Annotated in this window: 24 protein-coding genes and 1 tRNA gene; 9 read left to right on the forward strand and 16 right to left on the reverse strand. The window is 68.4% G+C overall.

Annotated features, from left to right (window positions below):
• Window positions 1-94 precede the first annotated feature (94 nt).
• Window positions 95-946, forward strand: coding sequence for an oxygenase MpaB family protein (locus tag D7D52_RS01360; protein ID WP_120734689.1), 852 nt, complete (start codon window positions 95-97; stop codon window positions 944-946).
• Window positions 947-959: 13 nt separating this feature from the next.
• Here D7D52_RS01360 and D7D52_RS01365 read toward each other — a convergent pair whose 3' ends face one another.
• On the reverse strand, window positions 960-1,592 hold the full coding sequence (locus D7D52_RS01365; protein WP_120734690.1) for a TetR/AcrR family transcriptional regulator: 633 nt from the start codon (window positions 1,590-1,592) through the stop codon (window positions 960-962).
• Between the two features lie 147 nt (window positions 1,593-1,739).
• Here D7D52_RS01365 and D7D52_RS01370 point away from each other — a divergent pair, with 147 nt between their 5' ends.
• Window positions 1,740-2,603: an oxygenase MpaB family protein gene (locus tag D7D52_RS01370; protein WP_120734691.1), complete on the forward strand. Its 864-nt coding sequence runs from the start codon at window positions 1,740-1,742 to the stop codon at window positions 2,601-2,603.
• Here the strand turns inward: D7D52_RS01370 and D7D52_RS01375 are convergent.
• From D7D52_RS01375 to D7D52_RS01405, 7 genes are all read right to left on the reverse strand, one after another.
• A complete protein-coding gene (locus D7D52_RS01375) occupies window positions 2,600-3,556 on the reverse strand; it encodes a proline dehydrogenase family protein (protein WP_120734692.1) in 957 nt (318 codons plus the stop codon). The genes D7D52_RS01370 and D7D52_RS01375 overlap by 4 nt on opposite strands.
• Window positions 3,553-5,190, reverse strand: a complete 1,638-nt coding sequence (pruA, locus tag D7D52_RS01380) for an L-glutamate gamma-semialdehyde dehydrogenase (RefSeq protein WP_120734693.1) — start codon at window positions 5,188-5,190, stop codon at window positions 3,553-3,555. Before pruA ends, D7D52_RS01375 begins: the two co-directional genes overlap by 4 nt.
• A gap of 152 nt (window positions 5,191-5,342) precedes the next feature.
• The gene (locus D7D52_RS01385; protein WP_162958115.1) at window positions 5,343-6,881 is read right to left on the reverse strand and encodes a GMC oxidoreductase; all 1,539 of its coding nucleotides are present in this window, start codon (window positions 6,879-6,881) and stop codon (window positions 5,343-5,345) included.
• 250 nt (window positions 6,882-7,131) lie between these two features.
• Window positions 7,132-7,205: transfer RNA gene (locus tag D7D52_RS01390), tRNA-Asp, on the reverse strand.
• Between the two features lie 70 nt (window positions 7,206-7,275).
• Window positions 7,276-8,382: a succinyldiaminopimelate transaminase gene (gene dapC / locus D7D52_RS01395; RefSeq protein WP_120734695.1), complete on the reverse strand. Its 1,107-nt coding sequence runs from the start codon at window positions 8,380-8,382 to the stop codon at window positions 7,276-7,278.
• 9 nt (window positions 8,383-8,391) lie between these two features.
• Window positions 8,392-8,715: a ferredoxin gene (fdxA, locus tag D7D52_RS01400; RefSeq protein WP_040812194.1), complete on the reverse strand. Its 324-nt coding sequence runs from the start codon at window positions 8,713-8,715 to the stop codon at window positions 8,392-8,394.
• Between the two features lie 105 nt (window positions 8,716-8,820).
• Window positions 8,821-11,445, reverse strand: coding sequence for a bifunctional FO biosynthesis protein CofGH (locus tag D7D52_RS01405; RefSeq protein ID WP_120743696.1), 2,625 nt, complete (start codon window positions 11,443-11,445; stop codon window positions 8,821-8,823).
• Between the two features lie 181 nt (window positions 11,446-11,626).
• Here D7D52_RS01405 and D7D52_RS01410 point away from each other — a divergent pair, with 181 nt between their 5' ends.
• The 3 genes from D7D52_RS01410 to D7D52_RS01420 all read left to right on the forward strand — a co-directional run bounded on the left by D7D52_RS01410 (window position 11,627) and on the right by D7D52_RS01420 (window position 15,505).
• Window positions 11,627-13,111, forward strand: a complete 1,485-nt coding sequence (locus D7D52_RS01410; protein WP_246023582.1) for a hypothetical protein — start codon at window positions 11,627-11,629, stop codon at window positions 13,109-13,111.
• Between the two features lie 70 nt (window positions 13,112-13,181).
• Window positions 13,182-13,730 carry a PH domain-containing protein gene (locus tag D7D52_RS01415; RefSeq protein WP_120743698.1) on the forward strand — a complete coding sequence of 183 codons (549 nt, stop codon included), beginning with the start codon at window positions 13,182-13,184 and terminating at the stop codon, window positions 13,728-13,730.
• Entirely contained in the window at window positions 13,727-15,505 is a 1,779-nt protein-coding gene (locus tag D7D52_RS01420) for a PH domain-containing protein (RefSeq protein WP_246023583.1), read from the forward strand. Before D7D52_RS01415 ends, D7D52_RS01420 begins: the two co-directional genes overlap by 4 nt.
• A 13-nt stretch (window positions 15,506-15,518) precedes the next feature.
• On the opposite strand, the gene D7D52_RS01425 is transcribed toward D7D52_RS01420, so the two are convergent.
• The 6 genes from D7D52_RS01425 to typA all read right to left on the reverse strand — a co-directional run bounded on the left by D7D52_RS01425 (window position 15,519) and on the right by typA (window position 22,295).
• Window positions 15,519-16,817 carry an FAD-binding oxidoreductase gene (locus tag D7D52_RS01425; RefSeq protein ID WP_120734696.1) on the reverse strand — a complete coding sequence of 433 codons (1,299 nt, stop codon included), beginning with the start codon at window positions 16,815-16,817 and terminating at the stop codon, window positions 15,519-15,521.
• Window positions 16,818-16,897: 80 nt separating this feature from the next.
• A complete protein-coding gene (locus D7D52_RS01430; protein WP_246023584.1) occupies window positions 16,898-17,413 on the reverse strand; it encodes a hypothetical protein in 516 nt (171 codons plus the stop codon).
• Window positions 17,410-17,568: a hypothetical protein gene (locus D7D52_RS37490; protein ID WP_162958116.1), complete on the reverse strand. Its 159-nt coding sequence runs from the start codon at window positions 17,566-17,568 to the stop codon at window positions 17,410-17,412. The genes D7D52_RS01430 and D7D52_RS37490 overlap by 4 nt, the downstream gene beginning before the upstream one ends.
• Window positions 17,569-17,582: 14 nt before the next feature.
• Window positions 17,583-18,470: an N-acetyl-1-D-myo-inositol-2-amino-2-deoxy-alpha-D-glucopyranoside deacetylase gene (gene mshB, locus D7D52_RS01435; RefSeq protein WP_120734697.1), complete on the reverse strand. Its 888-nt coding sequence runs from the start codon at window positions 18,468-18,470 to the stop codon at window positions 17,583-17,585.
• Complete coding sequence (locus D7D52_RS01440) at window positions 18,467-20,239, reverse strand: ABC transporter family substrate-binding protein (RefSeq protein ID WP_187703092.1); 1,773 nt, start codon at window positions 20,237-20,239, stop codon at window positions 18,467-18,469. Before D7D52_RS01440 ends, mshB begins: the two co-directional genes overlap by 4 nt.
• Before the next feature lie 160 nt (window positions 20,240-20,399).
• Window positions 20,400-22,295 carry a translational GTPase TypA gene (gene typA, locus D7D52_RS01445; RefSeq protein WP_120734699.1) on the reverse strand — a complete coding sequence of 632 codons (1,896 nt, stop codon included), beginning with the start codon at window positions 22,293-22,295 and terminating at the stop codon, window positions 20,400-20,402.
• 167 nt (window positions 22,296-22,462) lie between these two features.
• Here typA and D7D52_RS37495 point away from each other — a divergent pair, with 167 nt between their 5' ends.
• Complete coding sequence (locus tag D7D52_RS37495) at window positions 22,463-22,639, forward strand: hypothetical protein (protein ID WP_162958117.1); 177 nt, start codon at window positions 22,463-22,465, stop codon at window positions 22,637-22,639.
• 20 nt (window positions 22,640-22,659) lie between these two features.
• Window positions 22,660-22,953: a 4a-hydroxytetrahydrobiopterin dehydratase gene (locus D7D52_RS01450; RefSeq protein ID WP_120734700.1), complete on the forward strand. Its 294-nt coding sequence runs from the start codon at window positions 22,660-22,662 to the stop codon at window positions 22,951-22,953.
• Here D7D52_RS01450 and D7D52_RS01455 read toward each other — a convergent pair.
• Entirely contained in the window at window positions 22,895-24,097 is a 1,203-nt protein-coding gene (locus D7D52_RS01455; protein ID WP_120734701.1) for a mannosyltransferase, read from the reverse strand. The genes D7D52_RS01450 and D7D52_RS01455 overlap by 59 nt on opposite strands.
• 406 nt (window positions 24,098-24,503) lie before the next feature.
• Here D7D52_RS01455 and D7D52_RS01460 point away from each other — a divergent pair, with 406 nt between their 5' ends.
• Together D7D52_RS01460 and D7D52_RS01465 are read left to right on the forward strand one after the other, a co-directional pair.
• Window positions 24,504-25,256 (forward strand): Rv1157c family protein, encoded by a 753-nt coding sequence (locus D7D52_RS01460; RefSeq protein WP_162958118.1) that lies wholly within the window; start codon window positions 24,504-24,506, stop codon window positions 25,254-25,256.
• Between the two features lie 87 nt (window positions 25,257-25,343).
• Complete coding sequence (locus D7D52_RS01465; RefSeq protein ID WP_120734703.1) at window positions 25,344-25,703, forward strand: hypothetical protein; 360 nt, start codon at window positions 25,344-25,346, stop codon at window positions 25,701-25,703.
• A gap of 15 nt (window positions 25,704-25,718) precedes the next feature.
• Here D7D52_RS01465 and D7D52_RS01470 read toward each other — a convergent pair whose 3' ends face one another.
• Complete coding sequence (locus tag D7D52_RS01470) at window positions 25,719-26,462, reverse strand: DUF1906 domain-containing protein (RefSeq protein WP_187703093.1); 744 nt, start codon at window positions 26,460-26,462, stop codon at window positions 25,719-25,721.
• Window positions 26,463-26,624 lie beyond the last annotated feature (162 nt).

Here is a 26,624-nt window from a genome sequence, read left to right on the forward strand (position 1 = left end):
GAATCGCTTGCGAACCCGTCGAGCCGGTTGACAGGCGATACGAGTGGGTAAGACAGTTTCTGTACAACCTTCTCACCTGAGGATGTGGTCAACGATGACCCAGCCGCTTCCCGATCCGTCGGCCCTCGACGCCGACCCCGAGATCGACATCCGCCAGTATCTCGACGGCGCCGCCGGTTTCTTCGGCGCGGCCGCGAATGTGATCATGCAGCTGTCGAATCCGCCCGTCGGCTACGGCGTGGTCGAGAGTCCGGTGGAATCCGGCAATGTCATGATCCGCCCGGTCAAGCGGCTGCGCACCACCCTGACCTATCTGGCCGTCGCCCTGCTCGGCGACGAGGCCGACCGCGCCGCCTACCGCGCGGCCGTCGACGCCGTGCATCGCCAGGTCCGCTCCCGCGCGGGAAGCACGGTGCGCTACAACGCCTTCGACCCGAAGCTCCAACTGTGGGTGGCGGCCTGCCTGTACTGGGGCGCGCGCGATCTCTACGAGCGCATGCACGGCCCGATGGACGAGTACGACGCCGACGCCTTCTACCGGCATTCGGCCCGCATGGGCACGACCCTGCAGGTGCGCGAGGAGATGTGGCCCGCGGATCGCGAAGCCTTCGAACGCTATTGGGCCGAGAACCTCGCGCGGACTCGCATCGATCCCGCGATCAAGGCGTACTTCGAGGACCTGATCGATCTGAAGATGCTGCCGCGCCCGTTCCAGCTGGCCTTCGGCGGCATGCACCGGTATTTCGTGACCGGGCTGCTGCCGCAACACCTTCGGGACGAGATGGGGATGAGCTGGAGCCCGCGGCAGGATCGGACGCTGGCGCGGCTGCTGCGCGTGGTCGGGGCGGCGGAGGGCGTGGTGCCTGAGTCGGTGCGGTCCTTCCCGCTCAACGCCTACCTCTACGACATGCGGCTGCGTCGCCGACTGGGCCTGCGGCTGGTGTGAGAGCCGTTGCGACTCAGAGGATTCGGAAGCCGGGAATGATGTGGTCGCGCGCGAACTCGCGCAGCGCCACCGGATCATCGAGCGGGATGACCGTCTGCGGCGTCAAGGCCAGCGACAGCGCCGCGCGGGCGATCATCTCGGCCAGCGGCAGCGGATCGTAGTGCGGCAGTTTGCCTTCGGCCTGCAACCGGGCGATGAACTCGGCGAGGTAGTCGCGGCCGAGTTCGATGACGGGCGCGCCCTGCACGGTCAGATACGGCAGCACGATCTCGGGTTCGGTCTTGAGCAGCCGGCCCAGCAGCTGGTTGCCGCGCAGTCCCTCGAGGAAGGCGATGAACAGCACGGTGATCTGTTCCTCGGCGCTGGCGTCGCGGTCGATCGGCTCGCGCACCTTGGCGTCGATATCGTCGACGAGCTGGCGGGCCTGCCGCAGGCCGACGGCCTGGATGAGATCGTTCTTGCCGGCGTAGCGGCGGTAGAGGGTGGCCAGCGAGAGCCCGCCGCGCCGGGCGACCTCGACCATGCTCGTGCGCTTGATGCCGAAGTCGAGGAAGGCCAGCAGGGCGGCGTCGAGGACCTTGGCCTGATTGCGGTCCTCGGGACCGGATCCACGGACGAGCGGCAGCAGTTTGGCCAGTTTGGCCATGGTCCGGGCCCTTTCCGGTCGAAAAGAAACGGTGAGGCACCAATCTTCGCACATTGACACCACCACCCCGCGGTGAGAAGGTGAGTAGCGAAATTTCTCACACTCTCGCCTGTGGGTGGGGAGTGCCGACGAGGAGACGAGTCAACGATGACCGCCCCACTGCGCAAGTTCGACGACGAACCGGTCGGCTCCGAGCCGATGACCATAGCCGAAGTCCGCGAGCACGTCGACGGCATCGGCGCTTTTCTCGGCGGCGCGGCCAATGTGATCATGCAGCTCTCCCTGACCCCGGTCGCCTACGGCGTGATGGAATCCGACGTGCACAGCGGCTCGGTCATGGTGCGTCCGCTCAAGCGGCTGCGCACCACCCTCACCTACCTGGCCGTCGCCATGCTCGGCAGCGAGGCCGATCGCGCCGCCTACCGCGAGGCGGTCAACCGTTCGCATCGCAGCATCCGCACCAAACCCGGCAGCCCGGTCAAGTACAACGCCTTCGACCCGAAGCTCCAGCTGTGGGTGGCCGCCAGCATCTACTGGGGCTTCGACGACATCATTCACCGCATGCGCGGTCCGATGGATCCCGGTGTGGCCGAGGCGTTCTACCAGCATTGCGCGCGGCTGGGCACCACCCTGCAGATGCGCCCGGAGATGTGGCCGGCCACCCGGGACGACTTCTACGTCTACTGGGAGGAGAACCTCGCCACCAAGACCATCGACGAGGCCACCCGCACCTACTTCAATGCCCTCACCGATCTGAAGATGCTGCCTTGGCCGCTGCAGATCGCGTTCGGCGGCCTGCATAGGTTCATCGTCACCGCCCTGCTGCCGCCGCACCTGCGCAGCCAGATGGGCATGTCCTGGACCGCGCGCGACGAACGCGTCTTCGCCGGATTCCTGCGCGTGCTGTCCGCGATCTGGACCCGCATGCCCACGGTGATTCGCCTGTTCCCCTTCAACTTCTATCTCGCCGACATGCGGCTGCGCCGCCGCCTGGGCCGCCCGCTGGTCTAGCGCTCGGCCAGTGCGCGCAGGAAGAAGCCGAGGTTGGCGGGTCGTTCGGCCAGGCGGCGCATGAGGTAGCCGTACCACTGGGTGCCATAGGGGATGTAGACGCGTAAAGCGTGGCCGTCGCCCACCAGGCGGCGCTGTTCGGCGTCGCGGATGCCGTAGAGCATCTGGAATTCGTAATCGCCTGGCGTGCGGTTGTTCTCGGTGGCCAGGGTGAGGGCGGCGGCGATCATGGCCGGATCGTGGGAGGCGATCATCGGGTACCAGGCGTCGCGCATGAGCACGCCGAGACAGCGCAGGTAGGAGGCGTCGACCTCGGCGCGACGCCGATAGGCGACGGTCGCGGGCTCCTGATAAGCGCCCTTGCACAGGCGAATTCGGGTGCCGTCGGTAGCCAGGTCGCGGGCGCGGTCCTCGGCCTGGCGCAGGTAGGTCTGCAAAGCCACCGCCAGCCAGGGGAATTCGGCACGCGCCCGGCGGACGGCTTCCAGGGCGTCGTCGATACTGGCATGGTCCTCGGCGTCCACGGTCACCCAGACGTGGCGCTCGGCGGCCTTGGCGCACAGCTTGTGCAGGTTCTCCGCGGCGATGGCCGGACCGTCCTGCTCCAGGGTCTGTCCCAGCGCCGACAGCTTCACCGACACCTCCACCCGCGGTATCTGCGACCGCGGGCCCGGCACCGCGTGCTCGATCTCGGCGAGATCGTCGATGAGCGAAAGATATTCCGCCACCGCGGCATTCGCCTGCGTGCGGTCGGTGGTGTACTCGCCGAGGAAGTCGACGCTGACCGAACGCCCGCTCGCGAGCAGGGCGCGCGCCACCGGTGCCAGCTCGGCGCGCGTCTCGCCGGCGACGAAGCGGCGGACCACGGCGGCAGTCACCGGCACGCGTGTGATGGCGTCCTTCAGTCTGGTCGATCCGGCCGCCGCCAGGATCGCCGGTCGCAGCGGATTCATCGCACCTCCATGTGGGGGTAGCGGAAATCGGTGGGGGGAACGAAGGTTTCCTTCAGCGTGCGGGGCGCGACCCAGCGCAGCAGGTTGAGGTAGGAGCCCGCCTTGTCGTCGGTGCCGGAGGAGCGCGCGCCGCCGAAGGGCTGCTGGCCCACGACCGCACCGGTGGGTTTGTCGTTGACGTAGAAGTTGCCCGCCGCGAATCGCAGTGCGGTGGCGGCGGTTTCGACCGCGTGCCGGTCGCGGGCGAAGATCGCGCCGGTGAGGGCGTACGGGGAGGTGGAGTCGACGATGTCGAGGACGTCGGCGAAGGCGTCGGGGGCGGTGTCGTCGTAGACGTAGATCGACAGGATCGGGCCGAAGTACTCGGTCGCGAACGCCTCGTCACCCGGATCGTCGCCGAGCAGCACGGTGGGGCGTACGAACCAGCCCTCGCCGTCGTCGCAGGTGCCGCCGACCGGGATGTCGATCCCGGCCCCCTTGGCGCGGTCGATGGCGGCCTCGCATTTCGCGAAGGAACGCGCATCGATCACGGCCCCACCGAAATTCGACAGCTCGGCCACGTCACCGTACGTCAGGGACTCCGCCTCGGACAGGAAGTCCTGCCCCATCCGCCGCCACACCGATCGGGGGATGTAGGCGCGGGAGGCGGCCGAGCACTTCTGGCCTTGATACTCGTAGGCCCCGCGAATCAGGGCCGTGCGCAAAGCATCCGGGTCGGCGGACGGGTGCGCCAGGATGAAGTCCTTGCCGCCGGTCTCCCCCACCAGCCTCGGATAGCCGTGATAGCGGCCGATATTCGAGCCGACGCTCTGCCACAGGTACTGGAAGGTGCGGGTCGATCCGGTGAAGTGGATGCCCGCCAGCCTCGGGTCGGCCAGCGCCACCTCCGACAGCTTGATCCCATCGCCGGTCACCATATTGATCACACCCGGCGGCAGGCCCGCCTCCTCCAGCAGCCGCATGGTGAGATACGCCGAAAGCGTCTGCGTCGGAGAGGGTTTCCACACGACGGTATTGCCCATGAGCGCGGGCGCGGTGGGCAGGTTCCCGGCGATGGCGGTGAAGTTGAACGGGGTGATGGCGTACACGAACCCCTCCAGGGGCCGATAGTCCATCCGATTCCACGTCCCCGCCGTCGACTCCGGCTGTTCGCTCAGGATCCGCCGCGCGAACGCGACATTGAACCGCCAGAAGTCCACGAGTTCGCAGGGTGCGTCGATTTCGGCCTGCTGCACCGATTTCGACTGCCCGAGCATGGTGGCGGCGGCGAGGGTCTCGCGCCACGGCCCGGCCAGCAGGTCGGCCGCGCGCAACAGGACGGCGGCGCGTTCCTCGAAGGGCAGCGCCCGCCAGCCCGGCGCGGCGGCCGTCGCCGCCGCGATGGCGGCGCGGGCCTCGTCGTGCGTGGTGTCGGTATAGGTGCCCAGCACGTGTCGGTGCCGGTGCGGCATCGTGATATTCAGCCGCTTTCCCGCCCCGGGCTGATGCTCGCCGCCGATCACCAGCGGCACATCCACGTGGTCGGCGGAGATCTCGACCAGCTTGCCGGTCAGCAGCTCACGTTCGCGACTGCCCGGCGCGTAGGTGTGCACCGGTTCGTTCGCCGGGGTGGGGACTACCGCGACAGCGTCCATACCATCAGGCTAGCCCGCCTCCCCGCATATTCAGCGGACAGCTAAGGAGCGTGTACCGCCGGCAACCCGTGCCGGCGGTACCAGCCGAACCGATTTCGGGCGTGCCCCGGGAGTTACCCCGAACTCACGAAATCAGTCGTCGCGTTCTCGGTTCAGTGGAAGTCGTCCGCGATGATCTTCTCGATATTGCGTTCCGCCAGCGCCGTGATGGTGACGAACGGGTTGACGGTGGTCAGGCCGGGGATCAGCGAACCGTCGATGACGTACAGGCCCGGGTACTGGGTGAGCCGACCGTAGTTGTCGGTCGCCACATTGATGACGCAGCCGCCCAGCGGGTGGTAGGCGAAGTCGTCGCCCCAGGTCTTGTACTCGCCGAACAGATCGGTCCGGTAGATGGTCCCTTCCTTACTGTTGATCTTGTCGAAAATGCGCTTGGCGCAATCGATGCTGGGCTGGTTCCAGGCGGTCTGCCAGTTCAGATCCACGCCCCCGGAACCCGAGTTGTAGCTGAAGACGCCGCGGTTGGGGTTCTTGGTGATGGCCAGGTACAGGCTGGCGAAGGTCTCGATGCCCGCCGGGAACGGCGAGACCTCCGCGAAGGCCGGGCCGCCGGCATCGGCCCAGTTGTCGATGCCGACACAGGGAATGGTGGCCTGCAGGCTGCCGGTGGCGTCCCAGGCCTGGTTCTGGCGCGCCACCATGACATTGCCGTTGTTGCCCCAGCCCTTGCCGACCGCATCGGGCAGATTGGGCAGTTTGCCGGTGGCCTTCTGGGTGACCAGCAGTTTGCTGGTGCCCACGCTGCCGGCCGCGAAGAAGACCTTCTGCGCCGTAACGGTTTTCGTCTTCACAGTATTGCCGCTGGTGTCGATCTGGTTCATCGCCACCGAGAACCCGCCGCCATTGGCCGGGGAGACGGTGGTGACGGCGTGCTGCGGCACGATGGTCACCTTGCCGGTGCCCGAGGCGGCCGCCAGATACGTCTTGTCCAGGGAGTTCTTGCCGTAGTTGTTGCCGTAGATGACCTCGGCGGCGAGGGCCGAGCGCGGCGCGGTGTCGGCCTGCTCCTGCTTCATGTAGTTGAAGTCGTAGACATTGGGCACGAACGTGTAACTGAAGTTCGAGCGCTGCGCCTGCTTGATGCCCACTCGCGCGAACTGATAGCAGTCCGCGGTCTGGAACCAGGTCTGGTCGATGTTGTTGACCTTCAACCCGGCATTGGCGCGCGGGTAGTAGGTCGAGTACATCTCGCCGGCGTCCACCGACGGCAGGATGCTCGCGAAGTTCTCCTGCTTGGGCGTGACCGCCATGCCGCCGTTGACCAGCGAGCCGCCGCCGACGCCGCGGCCCTGATAGATCCGAATCCCGCTGAAGGCTTCGGAATCCAGCACGCCGGTGTAGCTGGGGATGGACTTGTTGTAGTCCGCGCCCATGAAGTGGTTGATGGGCTGGTCGGTCTTCGTGCGCAGCCAGTAGGACCGGCCGTCCGGCTCGAGCATGTTGCTGAAGACCTTGCCGTCGGAGCCGGGCTGGGTCCAGGACATGCCCTTCTCGACCATGACCACGTTCTGTCCGGCCTGCGCCAGTCGCAGCGCGGCGACCGCGCCGCCGTAGCCGGTGCCGATGACCAGGATCGGCATGGTGTCGCCGTCGTTGATCGAACCGGTGGGTAGCGCCCGGGCCGTCGGCACGTTTCTCAGTAGCGCTGCCGCCCCCAGAATGACACCTGTTGCAGCTAGGAACCCGCGTCGGCTGACATTGCTGCCGTAGACACTCTTACCGGGGGTTTCATAGGAAAGACCACGCACTGAAAAACTCCTCATCGAGATGCGATGAGAACCTGTTATAGGCGTTGTGAAGAGGCTATGAGTCAGTTTCGCCGAAACTGGTGGGCCCGGAAACGAAAAAAGCCCTCTCGATGTGAGAGGGCTTTCCCGACTGCGACCCTGACGGGACTCGAACCCGCGACCTCCGCCGTGACAGGGCGGCGCGCTAACCAACTGCGCCACAGGGCCTTGCGCGTCACGCGGCCACCGGGCCTCGCGACGTCGTAGAACCTATCACGGGCCCGGCGGTAACCGGAAATCAGCTGGTCAGACGATCAGCGGCCGCGGCGATCCGCTCGTCGGTGGCGGTAAGCGCAATGCGCACATGCTGATTGCCGCGCGGGCCGTAGAACTCGCCCGGCGCCGCCAGGACGCCGCGCTCGGCCAGCCAATCCAGGGTGGTGCGGCACGGCTCGCCGCGCGTCGACCACAGGTACAGCCCGGCCTCGGAATCGTCGATGCGGAAACCCGCGCGCTGCAAGGCATCTCGCAGCACCGCCCGGCGGGCGCGGTAGCGGTCCTTTTGCTGCACCTCGTGGGCGTCGTCGCCGAGGGCCGCGGTCATGGCCGCCTGAATCGGGTAGGGCAGCATCATGCCGGAATGCTTGCGAACCTCCAGCAGCTCCGCCACCAGCGCCGGATCACCGGCCACGAAACCGGCCCGGTAGCTCGCCAGATTCGAGGTCTTCGACAGCGAGTGGATGGCCAGCAGGCCGGTGTGGTCGCCGTCGCACACCTCCGGGTCGAGGATGGACAGCGCGCGCCCCTCCCAGGCCAGGCCCAGGTAGCACTCGTCGGAGGCCAGGATGGCGCCGCGCTCGCGGGCGAACTGCACCACCTTGCGCAGATGATCGACGCCCAGCACCTTGCCGGTCGGATTGGACGGCGAATTGAGGAAGATCAGCGCCGGCTTCTCCGGCCCGAGCTGCGCGGTGCCGTCGGCGCGCACATAGCGCGAACCGGACAGCAGCGCGCCGACCTCGTAAGTCGGATAGGCGATCTCGGGGATGACCACCAGATCGCCCGCGCCCAGCCCGAGCAGCCGGGGCAGACCCGCGATCAGCTCCTTGGTGCCGATGGCGGGCAGCACCGCGGCCGGATCGACCCCGGTGATCCCGAATCGCCGCTTCAGCGCCGAGACGACGGCTTCGCGCAATTCGGGCGTGCCGTGCGTGGTCGGGTAGCCGGGCACCTCCGCGACCGACGAGAGCGCCTCGCGGATCAGCGGATCCACCGGATCGACCGGTGTTCCGACCGAGAGGTCGACGATGCCGTCCGGATGCGAAGCGCCCTTCGCCTTCACGGAAGCGATGGTGTCCCAGGGAAAATCGGGTAGCAGTGCGCTGACCCGGCCACGCGCGGTCAAAGCTTCGGCCTACTCGCTGGCCATCGGCGGTAGCGCGGCGATGAACGGCGGGTCGTAGTCGACCTTGCCGACCTTGGTGGCGCCGCCCGGGGAACCCAGATCGTCGAAGAAGTCGACGTTGGCGTTGACGTAACCGGCCCACTGATCCGGGGTGTCGTCTTCGTAGAAGATGGCTTCCACCGGGCAGACCGGTTCACATGCACCACAGTCCACGCACTCGTCCGGTTGGATGTACAGCATGCGGCCACCCTCGTAGATGCAGTCCACGGGGCATTCCTCGATGCACGCCTTGTCCTTCACGTCAACGCACGGTTCAGCGATGATGTACGGCACTGCCGCTCTCCTAGTCTGTCCTCAATGCGGGATACTCCGCCCGGCGAAACCCTATCCCGGCCCGACAACATTACCTCTGGTCAGCCTGCCCTCACATGCGGGCCTTCACGCCAGCAGCGAAGCCACGGGCGCGCGGTGCGGTGGTACACCGTAGGTGGTGGTGCGCTGCTTCACCGGGCGGCCGATGCCCGACGCGATCTCCGTCAGTTCCTCGACCGTTTTGGCGGATCCGTGTTCGGAGCCGGCCATGCGGGAGATGGTCTCCTCCATGAGGGTGCCGCCGAGGTCGTTGGCGCCGCCGTTGAGCATCAATTGGGTTCCCTTGATACCCAGTTTGACCCAGCTGGTCTGAATATTCTCGATGCGGCCGTGCAGCATGATGCGGGCCAGGGCGTGGGCCGCGCGGTTGTCGCGGACCGTCGGGCCGGGGCGGGAGGCGCCGGCGAGGTAGAGCGGGGCGCTCTGGTGCACGAAGGGCAGCAGCACGAATTCGGTGAAACCGCCTGTCTCGTCCTGGATTCCGCGCAGCACGCGCAGGTGGCCGACCCAGTGCTCGGGGTTGTCCACATGCCCGTACATCATGGTCGAGCTGGAGCGGATGCCGACCTTGTGGGCGGTGGTGATGACGTCGATCCAGGCCGAGGTGGGCAGCTTGCCCTTGGTGAGGACCCAGCGCACTTCGTCGTCCAGAATCTCGGCGGCGGTGCCCGGAATCGAGTCCAGCCCGGCCTCTTTCAGCGCCGACAGCCAATCGTGCACGGACTGGCCGCCGCGGGACGCGCCGTTGACGATCTCCATGGGGCTGAACGCGTGCACGTGCATATCCGGCACGCGGTCCTTGATGGCGCGCACCAGATCCGCGTAGCCGGTGACGGGTAGCTCCGGGTCGATGCCGCCCTGCATGCAGATCTCGGTCGCGCCCTCGACCCACGCCTCCCAGGCGCGGTCGGCGACCTCGGCGGGGCTCAGGCTGAACGCGTCGGCGTCGCCCTTGCGCTGGGCGAACGCGCAGAAACGGCAGCCGGTGTAGCAGATATTGGTGAAGTTGATGTTCCGGTTGACGATGTAGGTGACATCGTCGCCGACGGTGTCGCGGCGCAGCTGATCGGCCAGCGCGGTGACGGCCTCCAGGGCGGGGCCGTCGGCGGTGGCCAGGGCCAGGTACTGGTCGTCGGACAGGCCGGCCGGATCCTTCTCGGCGGCCCGCAGGGCGGCCATCACGTCGGCGTCGAAACGCTCGGGCGCGGCGGCGGCCAGCTCGTGCACCTGCTCGCGAATGGACTCCCAATCTCCGAAGGCGCCCAGCGAATCTTCGGCAATGCCGGAGTCGCTGCGGGATTCGGTCAGGCGGCCCTCGGTATCGATGGCGGTGTTGAGATCGATGCGGCCGACCGACTCCCAATCGTGGTCGGGCTCCTGCCACGGCAGCCCGGACGGCTTCACGTCCGCGGCCAGACCCGTCTTCGGATCCGACAGCGCCGCAACATGTTTGGCGACACGCGGATCGATCCACGGATGCCCGGCCAGCACGTACTTCGGGTGCGCGGTGATGCGCTCGGTGAGCACGAAACCGGCCTCGGCGGTGACCTGCGCGAGGGTCTCCAGATTCGGCCAGGGCCGTTCCGGATTCACATGGTCGGGAGTCAGCGGCGACACCCCGCCCCAGTCGTCGATGCCCGCCGCCAGCAGCGCCCGGCACTCGTCCAGCGACACCAGATTCGGCGGGGCCTGAATGCGCATCTTGGGCCCGAGCAGCAATCGGGCCACCGCGATGGTGGCCCGGAACTCCTCCAGATCCGCGTCCGGGGTGTCGCGCATGGCGGTGTCGCGCTTGGCCAGGAAGTTCTGCACGATGACTTCCTGCACGTGCCCGAACGCCTTGTGCGCCTTGCGAATCGCCAGGATCGACTCGGCGCGCTCGGTGAGGTTCTCGCCGATGCCCACCAGAATGCCGGTGGTGAACGGCACCGACAGCCGGCCGGCGTCGGTCAGCGCCCGCAGTCGCACCGCCGGATCCTTGTCCGGCGAACCGTAGTGCGCCTGACCGGGTTCGGTGAACAGCCGGGTGGAGGTGGTCTCCAGCATCATGCCCATGGACGGGGCCACCGGCTTGAGCCGCGACAGCTCCTCCCAGCTCATCACGCCCGGATTCAGGTGCGGCAGCAGGCCGGTCTCCTCGAGCACGCGAATCGCCATGGCGCGCACGTAATCCAGGGTGGAGTCGTAGCCGCGCTCGTCGAGCCACTGCCGCGCCTCCGGCCAGCGGTCCTCCGGTCGATCACCGAGGGTGAAAAGCGCTTCCTTGCAACCGAGTTCGGCGCCCTGGCGGGCGACCTCGAGAATCTCGTCCGGCTCCATGTACATGCCCTTGCCCTGGGCGCGCAGCTTGCCGGGCACGGTGACGAACGTGCAGTAGTGGCACTTGTCGCGACACAGGTGCGTGATGGGGATGAACACCTTGCGCGAGTAGGTGATCGGGAGCACCTCCCCCGCGTACCCGGTCTCGCGCAGCCCGGCGTCGCGCACCCGCGCGGCCGAGGTGGTCAGATCCTCGAGGTCCGCGCCGCGCGCGTGCAGCAGCACCACGGCCTCGTCGAGATTGAGCGTCGCGCCGTCCCGGGCCCGGCGCAGCGCCCGGCGCATGCCCGAACTGCTGGGATGCGGGGCCGAACTGCTGGGTGGGTTCGGCGGCAGGCTCGGGTTCGGTAGATCCGTCACGTCCTCGATCATGCGCCATCCATCCGACTTCTCCGACTCGGGTGCCATGGAACGGGCAAACCTCGCCTCCCCTGTCGTTATTCCGAGCCGCCGATGCGAGTATTCGTACTCACTGAGATCAACGGTTCAAATTTCAGTCGCGGTGAAATAGCCTCGCGGGACCGCTTCGCAGAAGATAGAGGGAGAGCCCTTCGTGCTCGCGAAAATCCGCCGCGCCGCCGTCGTCGCCGGCCTGGGCGCCACCGCCCTGCTGACCATCGCCACCAGCACCGCGTCCGCCTTCGGACCGCTGCCGCCCGCCAACCCGTATCTGGGACCGGCCGGCACCGCGACCATGCACGGCGACGCCGAAGCCTCCGACACCACCCCGCTGCCCGGCGTCGGCGCCGGCGGCGTCAATGCCGACTTCCACGAGGAGGGCGCGGCCTGCCCGACCATCCTGCAGGGCGCGGACGGACTCCCCCAGGCGCTGTGCACGAAGATCACCGACCGCGCCCCGGAAGTGCTGCTGCTGGATCCGGCCACTGGCAACACCCTCGCGAAACTCGATCTGACCAAGGGCAGCCTGCTCGGCGGCGTCTACGCCTACCTCGACGAGCAGGACCGGATGGTCACCGTCGACGGCTCCGGCAGCCTGCTGCGCATCGGCCACCAGCGCGGCGGCGACGGGTCCTGGTCGCTGTCGATCGCCTCGAAAACCGATGTGACGCAGGCGGTCAGCGGACACTGCGGCGGCGGCTCGTGCGACGAGGTCAGCTCGGTCTCCCCCGATTATCAGGGCCGGGTGTGGTTCGCCACCGACAACGCGGCCGCCGGATTCGTCGGCGCCGACGGCGTCGCGCGCTCACTCGTGCTCGCGCCCGGCGAGAACGTCGCCAACAGCATCGCCACCGCGCCGCAGGGCATGGCCGTGGCCACCGACCACGCGCTGTATCTGCTGAACGTGGACGGCAGCGGCAATCCGCAGATCGTGTGGCGGCAGGCCTACGATCGCGGCCCTGCCCGCAAACCGGGCCAATTGAGTTGGGGCACCGGCGCGACGCCGACCTTCTTCGGGCCCGGCAGCGGCACCGAGTACCTGGCCATCACCGACAATGCCGCCACCAAGGAGAACCTGCTGGTCTTCGATGCCGCCTCCGGCAATCGGATCTGCTCGGTGCCCGCCATCGACGGCACCGAGAACTCGCCCATCGGCTCGGGCAACAGTGTGTTCGTGGCCAGCACCTACGGCTACCCGTATCCGGCGCTGCCGGCCAATGCCGGGCCGAGTCAGCCCGCGAGCGCGCCGATCTCGGGCGGCATGACCCGCATCGACGTCACCGGCTCGGGCTGCACGGTGGTGTGGACCAATACGGTGCCGTCCTCGGCGGTGCCGCGACTGTCCGTGGCGGACGGCAAGATCTACACCTTCACCCGGCACTCGCTGCTGGGCAGCGGCAGCGGCGGGCTGTTCGACGGCAGCAGCAGCGGCAGCAGCGGTCTCGGCAGCGGCAGTGCGGGGGCGACCGACAACTACAGCTTCGCGGTCGTCGACGCCGGCACCGGCAAGCTGGAAACCGAGCAGTTCGTCGGCGCTACCACGGTGAACGACACCCTCGAAATGGTCGGCACCATCGCGCCCGGCCGAATCCAGTACCAGGGCACCACCACCGGGCTCTACCGGATCACGCCGAAGTAGCGAACCGGGGCGTCCAGTCCCGGCTCGTAACAACCGCCTCCGGGGGTGGTTTCGTGCAAGCATGGGCAGCATGTCCCAGCCCTCCGCCGCCGGCGGAAACTCCACTGCCCCCGGCAGGAACGCCACCGCGCCCGGCGGCATACTGGCCGACCCGGCGCGGCGTCCGAGCCCGCGCGCCAAACTGCTGTGGGCGCTGAGCGCCGCCCTGTCCTGGGTGGTCCCGATCCTGGGCGTGGGCATCTGGGCGCTGTTCGACACCCAGCGGCGCGGCATCCAGGCGCTGGTGTTCGTCATCGTGCTGCTGGCAGCGATATTCAGCATCGTGGGGATCCCGCTGTGGCGCTACGCGGTACACCGCTGGGAGATCACCGACGAGGCCGTGTACACCCGCACCGGATGGTTCACCCAGGAGAGCCGGGTCGCGCCCATCACTCGGGTGCAGACCGTCGACACCTACCGGGGTCCGCTGGAACGCCTGCTCGGCCTGGCCACCGTCACGGTCACCACCGCCTCCTCCGCCGGGGCCGTGCACATCAGCGCGCTCGCCCTGGCCGACGCCCGCGACACCGTCGCCCAGCTCACCGCCATCGCCGCACAGCATCGGGGGGACGCCACGTGAGCGAACCGCGCGAACCGGACGGGTACCCGGATTCCCCTCCGACAGAGGTGCTTTCGCCGATCGCGCCGCCGATCGGACCCGCCGCCGCGAGCTGGCAGCGACTCGACAAGCGCATGCTGCTGGTGCACCCGGTCACCGAACTCGTCCGCTACATCCCGGTGCTGATCGCCACGCTGGTCGCGGGCGCGCGCAGCGACAACCCCCTGTGGAGCCTCGGGGTGGTGGCGATCATCGTGGCGTTCGCGCTCACCCGCTGGTTCACCACCACTTATCGCATCACACCGGAGAACGTGGAGGTGCGCACCGGACTGGTGCAGCGCAAGCGACTGTCGGTGCCGCGCAACCGGGTTCGCTCGGTCGACGTGCAGGCCGATCTGCTGCACCGGGCGCTGGGACTGGCCGTGCTGACCATCGGCACCGGACAGCACGCGGACAAGAAGGACCAGTTCAAACTGGACTCGCTGGACGCCAAACTGGTGCCGGACCTGCGGCTGGCACTGCTGGCCCACACCCGGGAGGGCGCGGAATCGACTGCCGCCCAACAGGTTCCGACGGCCGACGGCGCACCGGCGGATGCCGACGACGATCGTCCCGGGGTGGAGATCGCGCACTGGCAGGCGGACTGGGTGCGCTACGCGCCGCTGTCGCTGACCGGGTTCGCTTTCGTCGCCCCCATCGTGGGTCTGGCCTTCCAATACGGTTTCGCCCAGCTCTTCCTGAAATCCGGGACCGTGCAGGATGTCGGGCATCGCGGCGCGAGCGTCATCGCCGGGGTGGTCGCCCTGCTGATCGTGGCGCTGATCGTGGTGGTCAGCCTCGCCGCCTGCGCTCGCTATCTCATGACCTGGTTCGGTCTGCGGGTCGAGGACAACGGCAAGACCCTCACCATTCGCCACGGCCTGTTCACCACCCGCCAGACCACCCTCGACCTGGCCCGGCTGCGCGGCGCGACCGTCAACGAGCCACTGCTGCTGCGCCTGGCCCGCGCCGCCGAACTGGAGGCCGTCATGGTCGGCACCAGCCCGCGCCAGAAGATCCTGCCGCAGGCCCCGCGCGCCGCCGTCGACCGCACCCTCGCCCACCTGCTCACCGCCAATACGGAGAACTCACCTCGTCATTCCGGCGCGTTTTTGGCCGGAATCCACAGTGCCAGTGTGGATCCCGGCCAAGAGCACGCCGGGATGACAGGGGTGTCTCGCGCCGGGATGACAGGGGTGTCTCGCGCCGGGATGACAGGGGTGTCTCACGCCGGGATGACGGGGGGATACGGAGTCCCCGCACCGGTTGCGGCCGGCACAGTCCCCGCGTTGGTTACTGCCAGCCTGCGGTCGCACGGCCCCGCTGCGCTTCGCCGCCGGTACACCCGCGCATTGGGTCCGCTGGCGCTCGTCGCGGTTGTGTTTCTCGCGATTCCCCTTGGCGGCGGTCACATTCCGTCGTGGCTGTGGATCGTGCTGGCCGTTGCCGTGCCGATCGCGGCGGTGCTGGCGTGGGACCGGTATCGCGGTCTCGGGCACGCGGTGATTCCCGCCGCCAACGGCAATCCCACCTGGCTGATCACCCGCAGCGGCTCGCTGGATCGTGACCGCGACTGCCTGGAGGCGCCGGGCGTCATCGGCTGGACCGTGCGCCAGACGTTCTTTCAGCGCCGGGCGGGCGTGGCGACCGTGGTGGCCGCCTCCGCCGCGGGCAAGAAGCGCTACCGCGTCATCGATCTGCCGATCGACCAGGCGTGGGCGCTCATCGAGGCGGTCACGCCCGGCCGGCTCGGCTGACGGGCCCTGCGGACTACACCGGGAAGTTGGAGCGGATCACGCCGCTCGGGTCACGGTCCCGCTTCACCGCGCGCAGGCGGTCGAGGGTCGCGGCGTCGAAGGCGGCGGCCGCGGACTCGCCGGGAGCCAGGAAGGTGAACGGTTTGCGGCCGGAGACCTGACCGCCGAGTTCCGCCACCACGGCATTCAGCTTGGCGTGCACCGCATCCCGCAACTGCGGCAGTCCGAGGCCGAGCAGATAGACGGCGTACTGCTCGGGCATCGCGCCGCGCGCACCCGCCGCCGGCCGCGCCAGCGCACCGCCGAGCTGGCGGACCTGGATATTCACCAGGGGCGCAACGGATTCCCCGACAATGATCTTCTCGGCCTCAGGCGTCAGCTCCGGCAGCAGCTCCGCGCGGGAGATGGCCGGGCTGGGGTCGCTCGGCTCGGCGGTGATGGCGCCCAGGTCGGCCACGGACATGGCGGCCCGCTGGTCGCTGACCGCGCCACCGAGACCGTCGAGGACCGCGGTCAGCGCCCGGCCCTCCGCCGGATCCCCCAGATAGGCGACATCCACCGCCACCATCTCCGGGGCCTGCGGGAACTGGAAGCGCTGGAACCACGCCGACAGCTCGTCGGGAGCCTGAGAAGTCAAGGCGCGGAACGCTTCCCACACTTCCTGCAGCCGCTCGGCCGGCCACACGATGCGGCCGCCGTAGAGCCCCGGCGCGGGGAACAGCTCGAACTCCAATCCCGTGACCACGGCGAAATCGCCACCGCCACCGGACAATGCCCAGAACAGATCCGGATCACCGTCCGCGGTCACCCGGGCCGCGCGGCCCTCGGCATCCACGATCTCGAAGGCGCGCACCGCATTCGACGCGAACCCGTGCTTGCGCGCGAACCAGCCCAGGCCGCCGCCCAGCGTGTACCCGGTCACGCCGACCACCGGATTGCTGCCCGCCAGACCCGTCAGCCCGTGCTCGGCCGCCGCGGCCTGCACCCGGCCCCAGGGCACGCCCGCACCGGCCCGCGCCACCCGCGCGGCCGGATCGATCTCCAGCCGATCCAGCGCCGCGGTGCGCAGCAGAATGGCGTCGTCCACGCCGCCGGCCGCACCGTGCCCGGTCGGCTGCGTGACCACCCGCCGGCCCGCGGACGCCGCGTAGCGCACCACGGCCGCCGCATCGGCGGCGTCGGCGGCCACCACCACCGCGGCCACCGGCTGGGCGACCGCCAGGCTCCACGGCCGCGCGGCCGCGTCGAAATCGTCGTCACCGGCCGTGAGAACGCGGCCCCGGACGGTGTTGCGCAGTTCGTCGAATCCCATCGTCATCCCTCGCTCGTGTTGTGCTCACGTTCATCAAGGGGACGAGACGGGATGGCGAAGTGTGACCGCGCCCGGCGCGATCAGACTGTGGTCTTGGTCACCGTCGCGGGCGTGGCGAGCCGGACGGTCGCCTTGAAGTACAGGTACATGCCCGCCGGCAGCAGACCGCAGATCAGCAGCAGCATGGTCGGCCAGTCGCCCAGCAGCAGCGCGTACCCGCTGGGGCTGAAACCGGCGCAGACCAGAAAACCCAAGGCCCACACCAGCAGCGGCAGGGCCATCACGCCGAAGCGCTTGGTCGTCACGCCCATGCCCATCACCAGCAGCACATTGATCACCGCGGCGGCCAGCGCCGTGAACGGCAGCGGGATCGCGCCCGCGGTCGCGCTGTCGGCCAGCGGTCCCGCCGCCAGCACCGGCGTGGTCGTCGGCAGATGGGCCTGACCCGCGTAGAGCGGCAGGAACAACACCTCGAAGCCGAGGGTGATCAACGCGTCGATCAGCAGCAGTCCGATGATCACCGCGTTGAGCACGGTCCGGACCGGACTGTGCGCGGTCAGGGTTTCGCCCGTGGGAGCTCCGACGGCCGCCGTCATTGCACCGGCGGGAATCCGAGCAGGGTCAGCAGCTGACTCTGCATGTCCACGAAGCCGTACAGGACCGACAGGTACAGGTCGTGCTGCCACTCGAAGTAGGGCCGCTGGCTCTCGACGAAGGCCGCGATGGCGTTTTGCAAATCCCAGTTATACATGGCTCATCAGTCTCTCATTCCAGCCCGGCGAAGAGATCGTGTTCGCGGCCGTCGGGGCCGAGCGGGCCGCGCTCGCCGCGCACCAGAATGTAATGCTCCTCCGGCAGCACCGGTTGCGCGATATCGTTCGACAAAGCGAACTCCCGGCCCGACGGGGCGACCGTGACCTGGGTGGCGTGCGCCCGCAGTGCGGCCCGTTTGGCGGCCAGCGCATCCGACACGTCGACGGTGGTGGTCACGGAATCGGCTGGGACACAGGCCAATTCGCTCGGAGCGGGGAGTCGCCAGCCGCGCGGCAGGGCGCCCGGCAGCTGATCGACGGTGCGGCGCTTGAGCGCCTCGGTGTGCATGGCCAGCACGGCCGCGTCGGTGACCGTCCAATACACCTTCGGGACCGTCCAACCCCAGTCGGCGGCCGTGTCGACCGCGGCCATGGTGATCTCGTGCGCCCGAATGTGATCCGGGTGCCCGTAACCGCCGTGCGGGTCGTAGCCGACCACCACGCGCGGCCGCAGCTCCAGGATCACCTGCACCAGGGCGTCGACCGCGGCCTGGCCCGAGTTCACGAACGCGCGCGGATTGCGCGCCGAGGGCGTCCCGGCCATGCCGGAATCCCGCCAGCGGCCCGCGCCGCCCAGAAAACGCGGGACACCGGCATCCAGTTCGGCCAGCGCCCTGGTCAATTCGAGAATCCGGTAGCCGCCCAGCTGATCGGCCTGCCCGGCCACCAGATGCGCGTACTCGTCCCCGATGACCTCGCCCTCCTCGCCGAGCGTGCAGGTCACCACCGTGACGGGCAGTCCGCGCTTGCGATAGTGGGCGATGGTGCCGCCGGTGGTGATGGACTCGTCGTCGGGATGGGCGTGCACCAGCAGCAGGCCGTGCGCGGCCGGGTCGGTCACGACAGCCTCCGCCAGTTGGCGGCATCGGCGAAGATGCCGGTTTGGATGGCGCCGCTCAGCGAGGCGCCGTCCACCCGCGGCCCGGCCGCGGCCACCTGGGTGTCCTGCACGATCGGCAGCACGGTCGCCAGCTCCCACAGCTTGGGTTCGAGGTCGCCGATCACCTTGCCCACATCGATGCCGCGCAGGGCGGAGTCGATGGCGGGCTGCAGGGTCGGATCGCACACCCCGGACAGATTCGACGGGGACTTCTTCGCGCCGTCGACCACGGTCGAATCGCCGCCGTCGCCGGGCAGCGGCGCGGGCGCGCAACCGTAGCGCGAGGCCAGCACGGTCGCCGGATCCTCGCCGGCGCGCTCCCAGCCGACCACCGCGTCGATGCCGACATCGGTCAGCTCCTTGCCGTACAGCTGGGCCGCCGACACGCTGCGCACGATGACATCGATTCCGGCGCTGCGCAATTGGTCCGCCGCGGTATTGGCCACCGCCAGCGCGGTGGTGTCACCGTCCACCGCGCCGATCCGCACGGTCAGCGATTTGCCGTTCTTGGCCAGCGAACGCGGTTGCGGCGCGGGCGAAGTCGAGGACGGCACCGCGGGAGTCTCGGCGGCCCGGGCGAATCCGGCCTCCGCGAGCAACCCGAACGCCTCGTCCTGGCTCAGCCGCGGCGGTTCCGTCGCCACATAGCCGGGATCCGAGGGGGTGAGCACCTGCGCCCGCACCGGCTCCACCCAGCTGCCGGTCTGCGCGCCGACCGTGGCCAGCAGCACCGGATCCAGCAACCCCAGCACCGCCCGGCGCACTCGCACATCGGACAGATCGCCGCTGCGGCCGTTGAGCACCAGCTGCATCTCGCGCGCCTGCGCCATGATGGCCGTGCGCACCGAGGGGATCGCCGCCAGCTGCGCCTGCAACGCCACCCCGCCGTGCACCAGCGCCATCTGCGCGTCCCCGACCCGCAGCGACTCCGCCACCTGCGCGGGAGTTCCACCGCGCCGCAACAGAATCTGATCCGGCACCGCCGAGCGACCCCAATAGCGGTCGTTGCGTTCCAGCAGGATCTCCTCGCGGCCGCGATCGGCCTGCTTGATCCGGAACGGGCCCCCCGAGATCCGGATGGTGTCGATGAGCCCCTGCTCGAACCCGGAATCCTTGATCAGATGCTGCGGCAGCAGGTCCGAGAACAGTTGCCGCCATGCCGGATACGGCTGCGACATGGTCACCGTCACCGTCTTGCCGCCCACCGACGACGCGACATCCGTGATCAGCCGATAACCCGCCGGATCCACCGCACCCGGCTGCGTCATCATCTGCTGCCACAGGTATTTGAAGTCCTCGGCCGCGATCGGCACCCCATCGGACCAGTTGGCGTCGTGGTTGATCTGATAGGTGATGGTGAACGGTTCCTGCGACGTCACATCCGCCGACACCATCAACGTCGGATCCATGATCCAGTCCGTCCCGCCCGGCACCCCCGGCGTCGGCCCCGCCCGAAACGGACTCGGCAACACCATCGACGCCACCGCCGCCGTAGCCGGCGACTGCTGCGACCGCAAATGCGGATTGAACCCGATCCCAATATCGTCGACGGCCACCGTCACCGACTTATTGCCGGGCTTGGCCGGCTGCGTCTTCGGACTGTCCGTCGACTCGATCGGCGGCGGCGGATTAGCAGTGCACCCGGTCGCAACCCCCAACAGGGCCGCCACCAGCACCAGCACCACACGCAGCGACGCGCGCCTCTGCGCCCCTGTTCTCACCTCCGGCACCTTACCCGCCTCCCCGCGCCTTCAGCGCACAGCTAAGTGCCGTCGCCCGTCGGGCACGCGTGCATGCGGTTGGGAGCCAACTCCATGCTGGGCGTACCCGACGAGTTACCCCGGTCGGCACCAAATCAGTTGTCGCGTATCGAACGAACCACGCGACTCGCTACTGGGCGGCCCGGTCCCGCGCCTTGCGGCGGCTGATCTCGCGCTGGCGGTCGTTGGCGTTCAGGGTGACCTTGCGCACGCGCACGATCTCCGGCGTCACCTCGACGCACTCGTCGTCGGTGCAGAACTCCATCGCCCCTTCGAGATCCAGCTGCAGCGGCTTGGCCAGGGTCTCGAGCACGTCACCGGTGGCCGACCGCATATTGGTCAGCTTCTTCTCGCGGGTGACGTTGATGTCGAGGTCCTCGGCGCGCGGGTTGATGCCGACCACGTGGCCCTCGTAGGTGTCAGCGCCCGGCTCCACGAAGAACTGCCCGCGATCGGCCAGCTGGATCATGGCGAACGGGGTGACCGAACCGGCACGGTCGGACACCAGCGACCCGGTGTGGCGGGCGCGGATCTCACCGGCCCACGGCGCGTACCCGTCGAACACGGCATTGGCGATGCCGGTGCCGCGGGTCTCGGTGAGGAAGTCGGTGCGGAACCCGATCAGGCCGCGCGACGGCACGATGAACTCCATGCGCACCCACCCGGCCGAGTGGTTGCTCATCTGCACCATCTTGCCCTTGCGGGCGGCCAGCAGCTGGGTGACGGCACCGAGGTACTCGTCGGGGCAGTCGATGGTCAGCTCTTCGAACGGCTCGTGGGTCTTGCCGTCGACCATCTTGGTGACCACCTGCGGCTTGCCGACGGTCAGCTCGAAGCCTTCGCGGCGCATCTGCTCGACCAGGATGGCCAGCGCCAGCTCACCACGGCCCTGCACCTCCCAGGCGTCCGGCCGGCCGATGTCGAGCACGCGCAGCGACACATTGCCGACCAGCTCCTGGTCCAGGCGCGACTTCACCATGCGGGCGGTCAGCTTGTGACCGGAGACCCGGCCGACCAGCGGCGAGGTGTTGGTGCCAATGGTCACCGAGATGGCGGGCTCGTCAACGGTGATGCGCGGCAACGCAACCGGGTTGTCGACGTCGGCGAGGGTGTCGCCGATCATGATGTCCGGGATGCCCGCGATGGCGGCGATGTCACCGGCCACGGCCTCCTCGGCGGGCTGCCGCTCGACGCCGACGGTCTTGAGCAGCTCGGTGATGCGGACGCTCTTGACACCGTCGCCGTGCATCCACGCGACGGTCTGCCCCTTCTTCAGGGTGCCGTTGTGGATGCGCACCAGGCCGATTCGGCCCAGGAACGGGGACGCGTCGAGGTTGGTGACGTGGGCCTGCAGCGGCTTGGCGGCGTCGCCCTTGGGGGCGGGCACGTACTTCATGAGGACCTCGAACAGCTCGTCGAGGTTCTCCGCGTCCGGCACGCTGCCGTTGTCGGGACGCTTGGTCGAGGCGACGCCCGCGCGGCCGGAGGCGTAGAGCACGGGCAGGTCCAGCGCCAGCTCGGCGGCTTCCGATGCCTCGTCGTCGAGGTCGGAGGCCAGGTCCAGCAGCAGGTCGTGGGATTCCTCGACGACCTCTTCGATGCGGGCGTCCGGGCGGTCGGTCTTGTTGACCACCAGGATCACCGGCAGCGAGGCCGCGAGGGCCTTGCGCAGCACGAAACGGGTCTGCGGCAGTGGGCCTTCCGAGGCGTCGACGAGCAGCACGACGCCGTCCACCATGGACAGACCGCGCTCGACCTCGCCGCCGAAGTCGGCGTGACCCGGGGTGTCGATGACATTGATGACGGTGACCGAACCATCGGCGTTATGCCGGTGAACAGCGGTGTTCTTGGCGAGAATGGTGATGCCCTTCTCGCGCTCGAGGTCACCGGAGTCCATCACTCGGTCGACGAGTTCGGCGCGTTCGGCGAACGCGCCGGATTGCCGGAGCATGGCGTCGACCAGTGTTGTCTTGCCGTGGTCGACGTGCGCCACGATGGCGACGTTTCGGAACTCGACAGACGACACGTTTGATTCCTCCTGGTGAAAAGGTGTTGCCGACCCGGATGGGTCTCATGCGTGGGGCTGCCTAACTAGAGACATGGCGAACTCCACCGGGCATGCGGCGAGCTACACATTACCGTCCGGCCCAAATCACAGGTTCAATGGCCGGAGGTTAGGTTAAGCTAACCAATATGGGCAAGGTGAAGGCGAAGGACGTCTCGAGTCTCAAGCCGAAGAAGAAGTGCTGCCGCAAGAAGACGCGGTGCGTGAAATGCCCTGTCGTCATCATGCGCATGAAGAAGGCCGAGGCGCAGGGCTGCTGCGGCAAGGAACTCAAGAAGTGCCTCAAACTCGCGCGCGCGGCCTGAATCCGGAGTAGACCGGGATCATGAGTCCCGCGCAGCTCTCCGACGACGACCTCGCCAAGGCCCTCACCGACTTGCCCGAGTGGACCCGCCAGGGCGACAGCATCACCCGCACCGTCGAGGCCAGGTCCTTCCTGGCCGGTGTCGAACTGGTGCGCCGGGTGGCCGCCGCGGCCGAGGCCGCCAACCATCATCCCGATATCGACATCCGTTGGCGCCGCGTCACTTTCACCCTGTCCACGCATTCCGCCGGTGGTCTCACGGCACTGGATGTGGCTCTCGCGCACGAGATCGATCGCCTGCACGCGTCCGAATGATCCAGACGAACAACGCCAGCACGCCGAACACGTCCACCGCGCCCAGCCAGGACAGAATGCCCGGCCGGGAGATCGTCCAGATCGACTGCTGGAAGAACCCGAGCACCCACGGCACCCCGACGAGGGTCACCACCAGCCAGTAACCGGCGATCACTCGCGCGCCGGGCGCATCCCGCAGCGGGCCGTGCAGCAGCCACAGGATGACCGGCAGCAGCCAGATCCAGTGATGCGACCACGAGATCGGCGACACCATCAGCCCGAACAGCTGCACGATGAGCAGCGTGCCCAGCCGATCGTCGGAAGCCAGTGCGCGCCAGGCGAAGAACGCGAGCACGGCGGTCACCAGCGCGGCCGCGATCCATAGCGGACCGGACACCACGTCGTGGCCGACGAAGCGGCTCAGCGCGCCGCGCAGCGACTGATTGGCCGAGGAGCCGACCGGGCCGATGCGGCGCGCGTCGCCCAGCAGCTCCCGGAAGTACTTGTCGGTCTCGCTCGGCGTGAGCAGGTAGGTCAGCAGAATCGTGCCGAAGAAGACCAGCGCCGACCAGATCGCCGTGATCCAGCGCTTGCGCGCCGCGAAGTAGAGCCCGGTGACCGCCGGGGTCAGCTTGATGCCCGCGGCGATGCCGACCAGCGAGCCCGACACCCACCAGCGAGTGCTGCGCACCGCGAGCATGGCCAGCAGTACCAGGAAGACATTGACCTGCCCGTAGTCGAAGGTGGAGCGAACCGGCTCCAGCCACGTGCCGAGCGCCGTCCACGCGATCGCGGCCGTGCGCCAACGCTGTTCGCGCATGCCGTCCCGGCCGACCAGCATCTCGAGCGCGAACCACACCACCCCGAACAGGGCGGCCACGGTGGCCAGCAGCCAACCCACGGCTACCACCGAGAAGGGCAGGAAGTGCAGCGGATAGAAGACCAGTGCCGCGAACGGCGGATAGGTGAACGGCAGCGGAAAGTCCGGCGTCTTACTGGAATCGGTGTAGTCGTAGAGGCGTCCGCTGCCGAAATTCGCCGAACCGTCCACATAGACGTGCAGGTCGACGAAATTCATGCCATTGGGCAGCAGCAGCACCCAGGCGAGCCGGGCCAGCACCGAGATGCCCAGCGCCGCGACGGCCAGGCGACGGTGTTGATTCACGGGACACGTCGATTCACGGCACGGACTTTCGGTTCGGTCGGATCAGCGGATCACCTGCCGCAGTGGGCGGCCGGCGAATGCGGCGTGCGGGCACGGCAAAGCGTAGTCGCACCGGCGTCGGTCGCGCGCGCCCGACCGATCCTCCCCGCACACACCCGCGCTGATCTCCCCTGTATCTCAGCTCACTTCCGGTAACATTTGCATCACCGACCACATCAGCAACAGCCATTCTGGTCGCTCGTTCGATAGCGTCAGCTGATCTAGTTCGCCAAGATCGCGCCGTGGCTGTACAACTTGGCAGCCCGGTCCCTAGAGTGGCGCGGAGCGATGGCTCCATCGCCGCTAGATGTCCCTGAAGGTAAGGACGGCTACACCAGTGCTTCGCACCCGAGGATCGCGGTTCGCAATGTCCGCAGTCGCCCTGGCGGCCTGCGCCACAGTCGCCGTGCCGACTGCTTACGCGAAGCCCGCGCCGGCTCAGAGCGTCTCGTCGATCCCCATGATCCCCGAGGGCGTGCCGGTCGACGCGCTGGCCTCGCTGGTTCCGGCCATCATCGGCGCTGCCGCCGGTCCCGCCGATATCGCGGACGCCGGACCCAAGAACGCCATTCTGGCCCAGGCCAAGCAGCTGCTGGAGTCCAGCAACCTCCCCGCCCAGGTGAAGACCACCCTGCTGGCGGTCATCACCTTCCTCGACGGCAGCGGCGGTGGCGGCCCGGACCTGCCGAAGGACGGCCCGGTCATCGCGCAGTTCCTGTGGCCGACCATCGGCAAGGGCTGCATCTCGTCGTCGGCCGACTCGGTGGGCACCGCGCTCGCGGTTCCCGGGCCGGCTCAGCTGCCTCCGCCCGGACCCGCGCAGGGCCAGGCCGGTTTCGTGTTCACCGCGCTGGGGACGAAGCAGCCGACCGATGCGCAGCCGACCCCGATGACGGTGCAGTGGCTCAATCTCGACACCCGCGCCACCGGCACCATGAACCTGACCAACGAGCAGCACATCAACCCGGACGGCCCGGCCACCCTGTCGGCCATCGCCAACACCGGCACCGGCCGCGTGGTGGCCGTGGTCTCGGGTTCGCTGACCACCCAGGCGGATCCGGAGTCGCAGCCGATCACCTGCTCGTTCCTACCGACCATCGGCTTCTTCACCGTCACGTAGGTTCGCCTGAGCGACGGATGGTCGATTCCGGCCAAGGACACGCCGGAATGCCGGAGGGCGGCGGTCTGCTGTGGTAGACCGGGACCTATGGCCGCTGTGACCCACCCCTCACGGGGACTGCATTCGCGCCGATCGATCCTTTCGATTCGTTCGGAAGGGTCGATCCTGTCGATCGGCTCGGCCTATTCGATCCTGTCCATCGGCAGCGTGGGCTCGGTGCTGTCGATCGGGTCGGTGGGCTCGTTCGGCTCCCTCATCTCCTCGGCGAGTTTCGCCAGCCTCGGCTCGGCCTTCTCCGGGCTGTCGCGGTGGTCGTTGTTCTCCTGGTCCGGTGACCGTCAGACCTTCACCGACGGCCACGAGGAAACCGACCACCACTTCACGCTGCGCGTGGTCCCCGAGGAACCCGACCTGGCCCTCGACCCCACCTGCCACTGCCAGACGTAGCCGGCCCAGGCAGAGCTACCACCACTGGCCGTACTGCGCGGCCAGGACGTTGTTGACGTCCACGGAGATGCCGCCGACCTCGCGCTTGTCGATTTCGAACTGGTGCAGATGGGCGGCGGGGTGGACGTAACCCTTGGGCGTGCCCCAATTGTGTTGCCAGAAGTAGGAACCCAGCCCCGCGTCGCGAATGTTGTCGATGGTCGGGGAGTTGGCGTAGACGCCGACGCGGTCTCGCCCGAGGACCGTTTCCCAGCCGCGCAGGTACGGGTCGATCATCTGCTCGAATTCGTCATCACCGGGGTTGTCGTCGATCGAGGCGTAGATGGGCGCGGAATCCGGGCCGCCGGCGGCCTTGTGCAGCATCAAACCCCGTGCGGCGTGCTTCAATCCGGCCTCGAGACCGCCGCGCCAATCGGCGGTCGGCCCTTTGCCGAACTGGTAGCAGGACACCACCGTCAGTCCCGCGGCGCGCAGCGCGTCGACCTCGCGGGCCAGCAGCGGTTTGCCCGCCATCCATTCCGCGCCGGGCCGCCGATCGGACACGTAGCGAATGACGCCGACATGCCCGTCATCGCTGATGGCTCGGGCCGAGGGCACACCGCCCGCGTAATCGAGCAGGGTGCCGAGGGATTGCTTCGCGGTACCGAAGGATGGCTTCGCCTGGGCGGCGGGCGGGAGTGCGAGTCCGGCGGTGATCCCGGCGGCGAGAGCGCCTGCGCCGGAGAGGAAGTCGCGTCGGGTGACGGGGACAGAACGCATCACGGGCTCCTTCACACACACTCGCTGGTCGAACGTGCCGATCATGAGAACGACGGAGGCCGTGCCTCACATCTGACCGGTTGGAACAACTAACTTGCGGCGTGCCCGGCGCACCTTCCCCGATGACTACAAGATCATCCGTGCGCCGGGAGCCCTGAACGT

The sequence above is a fragment of the Nocardia yunnanensis genome (assembly GCF_003626895.1).
Lineage (GTDB): Bacteria > Actinomycetota > Actinomycetes > Mycobacteriales > Mycobacteriaceae > Nocardia > Nocardia yunnanensis.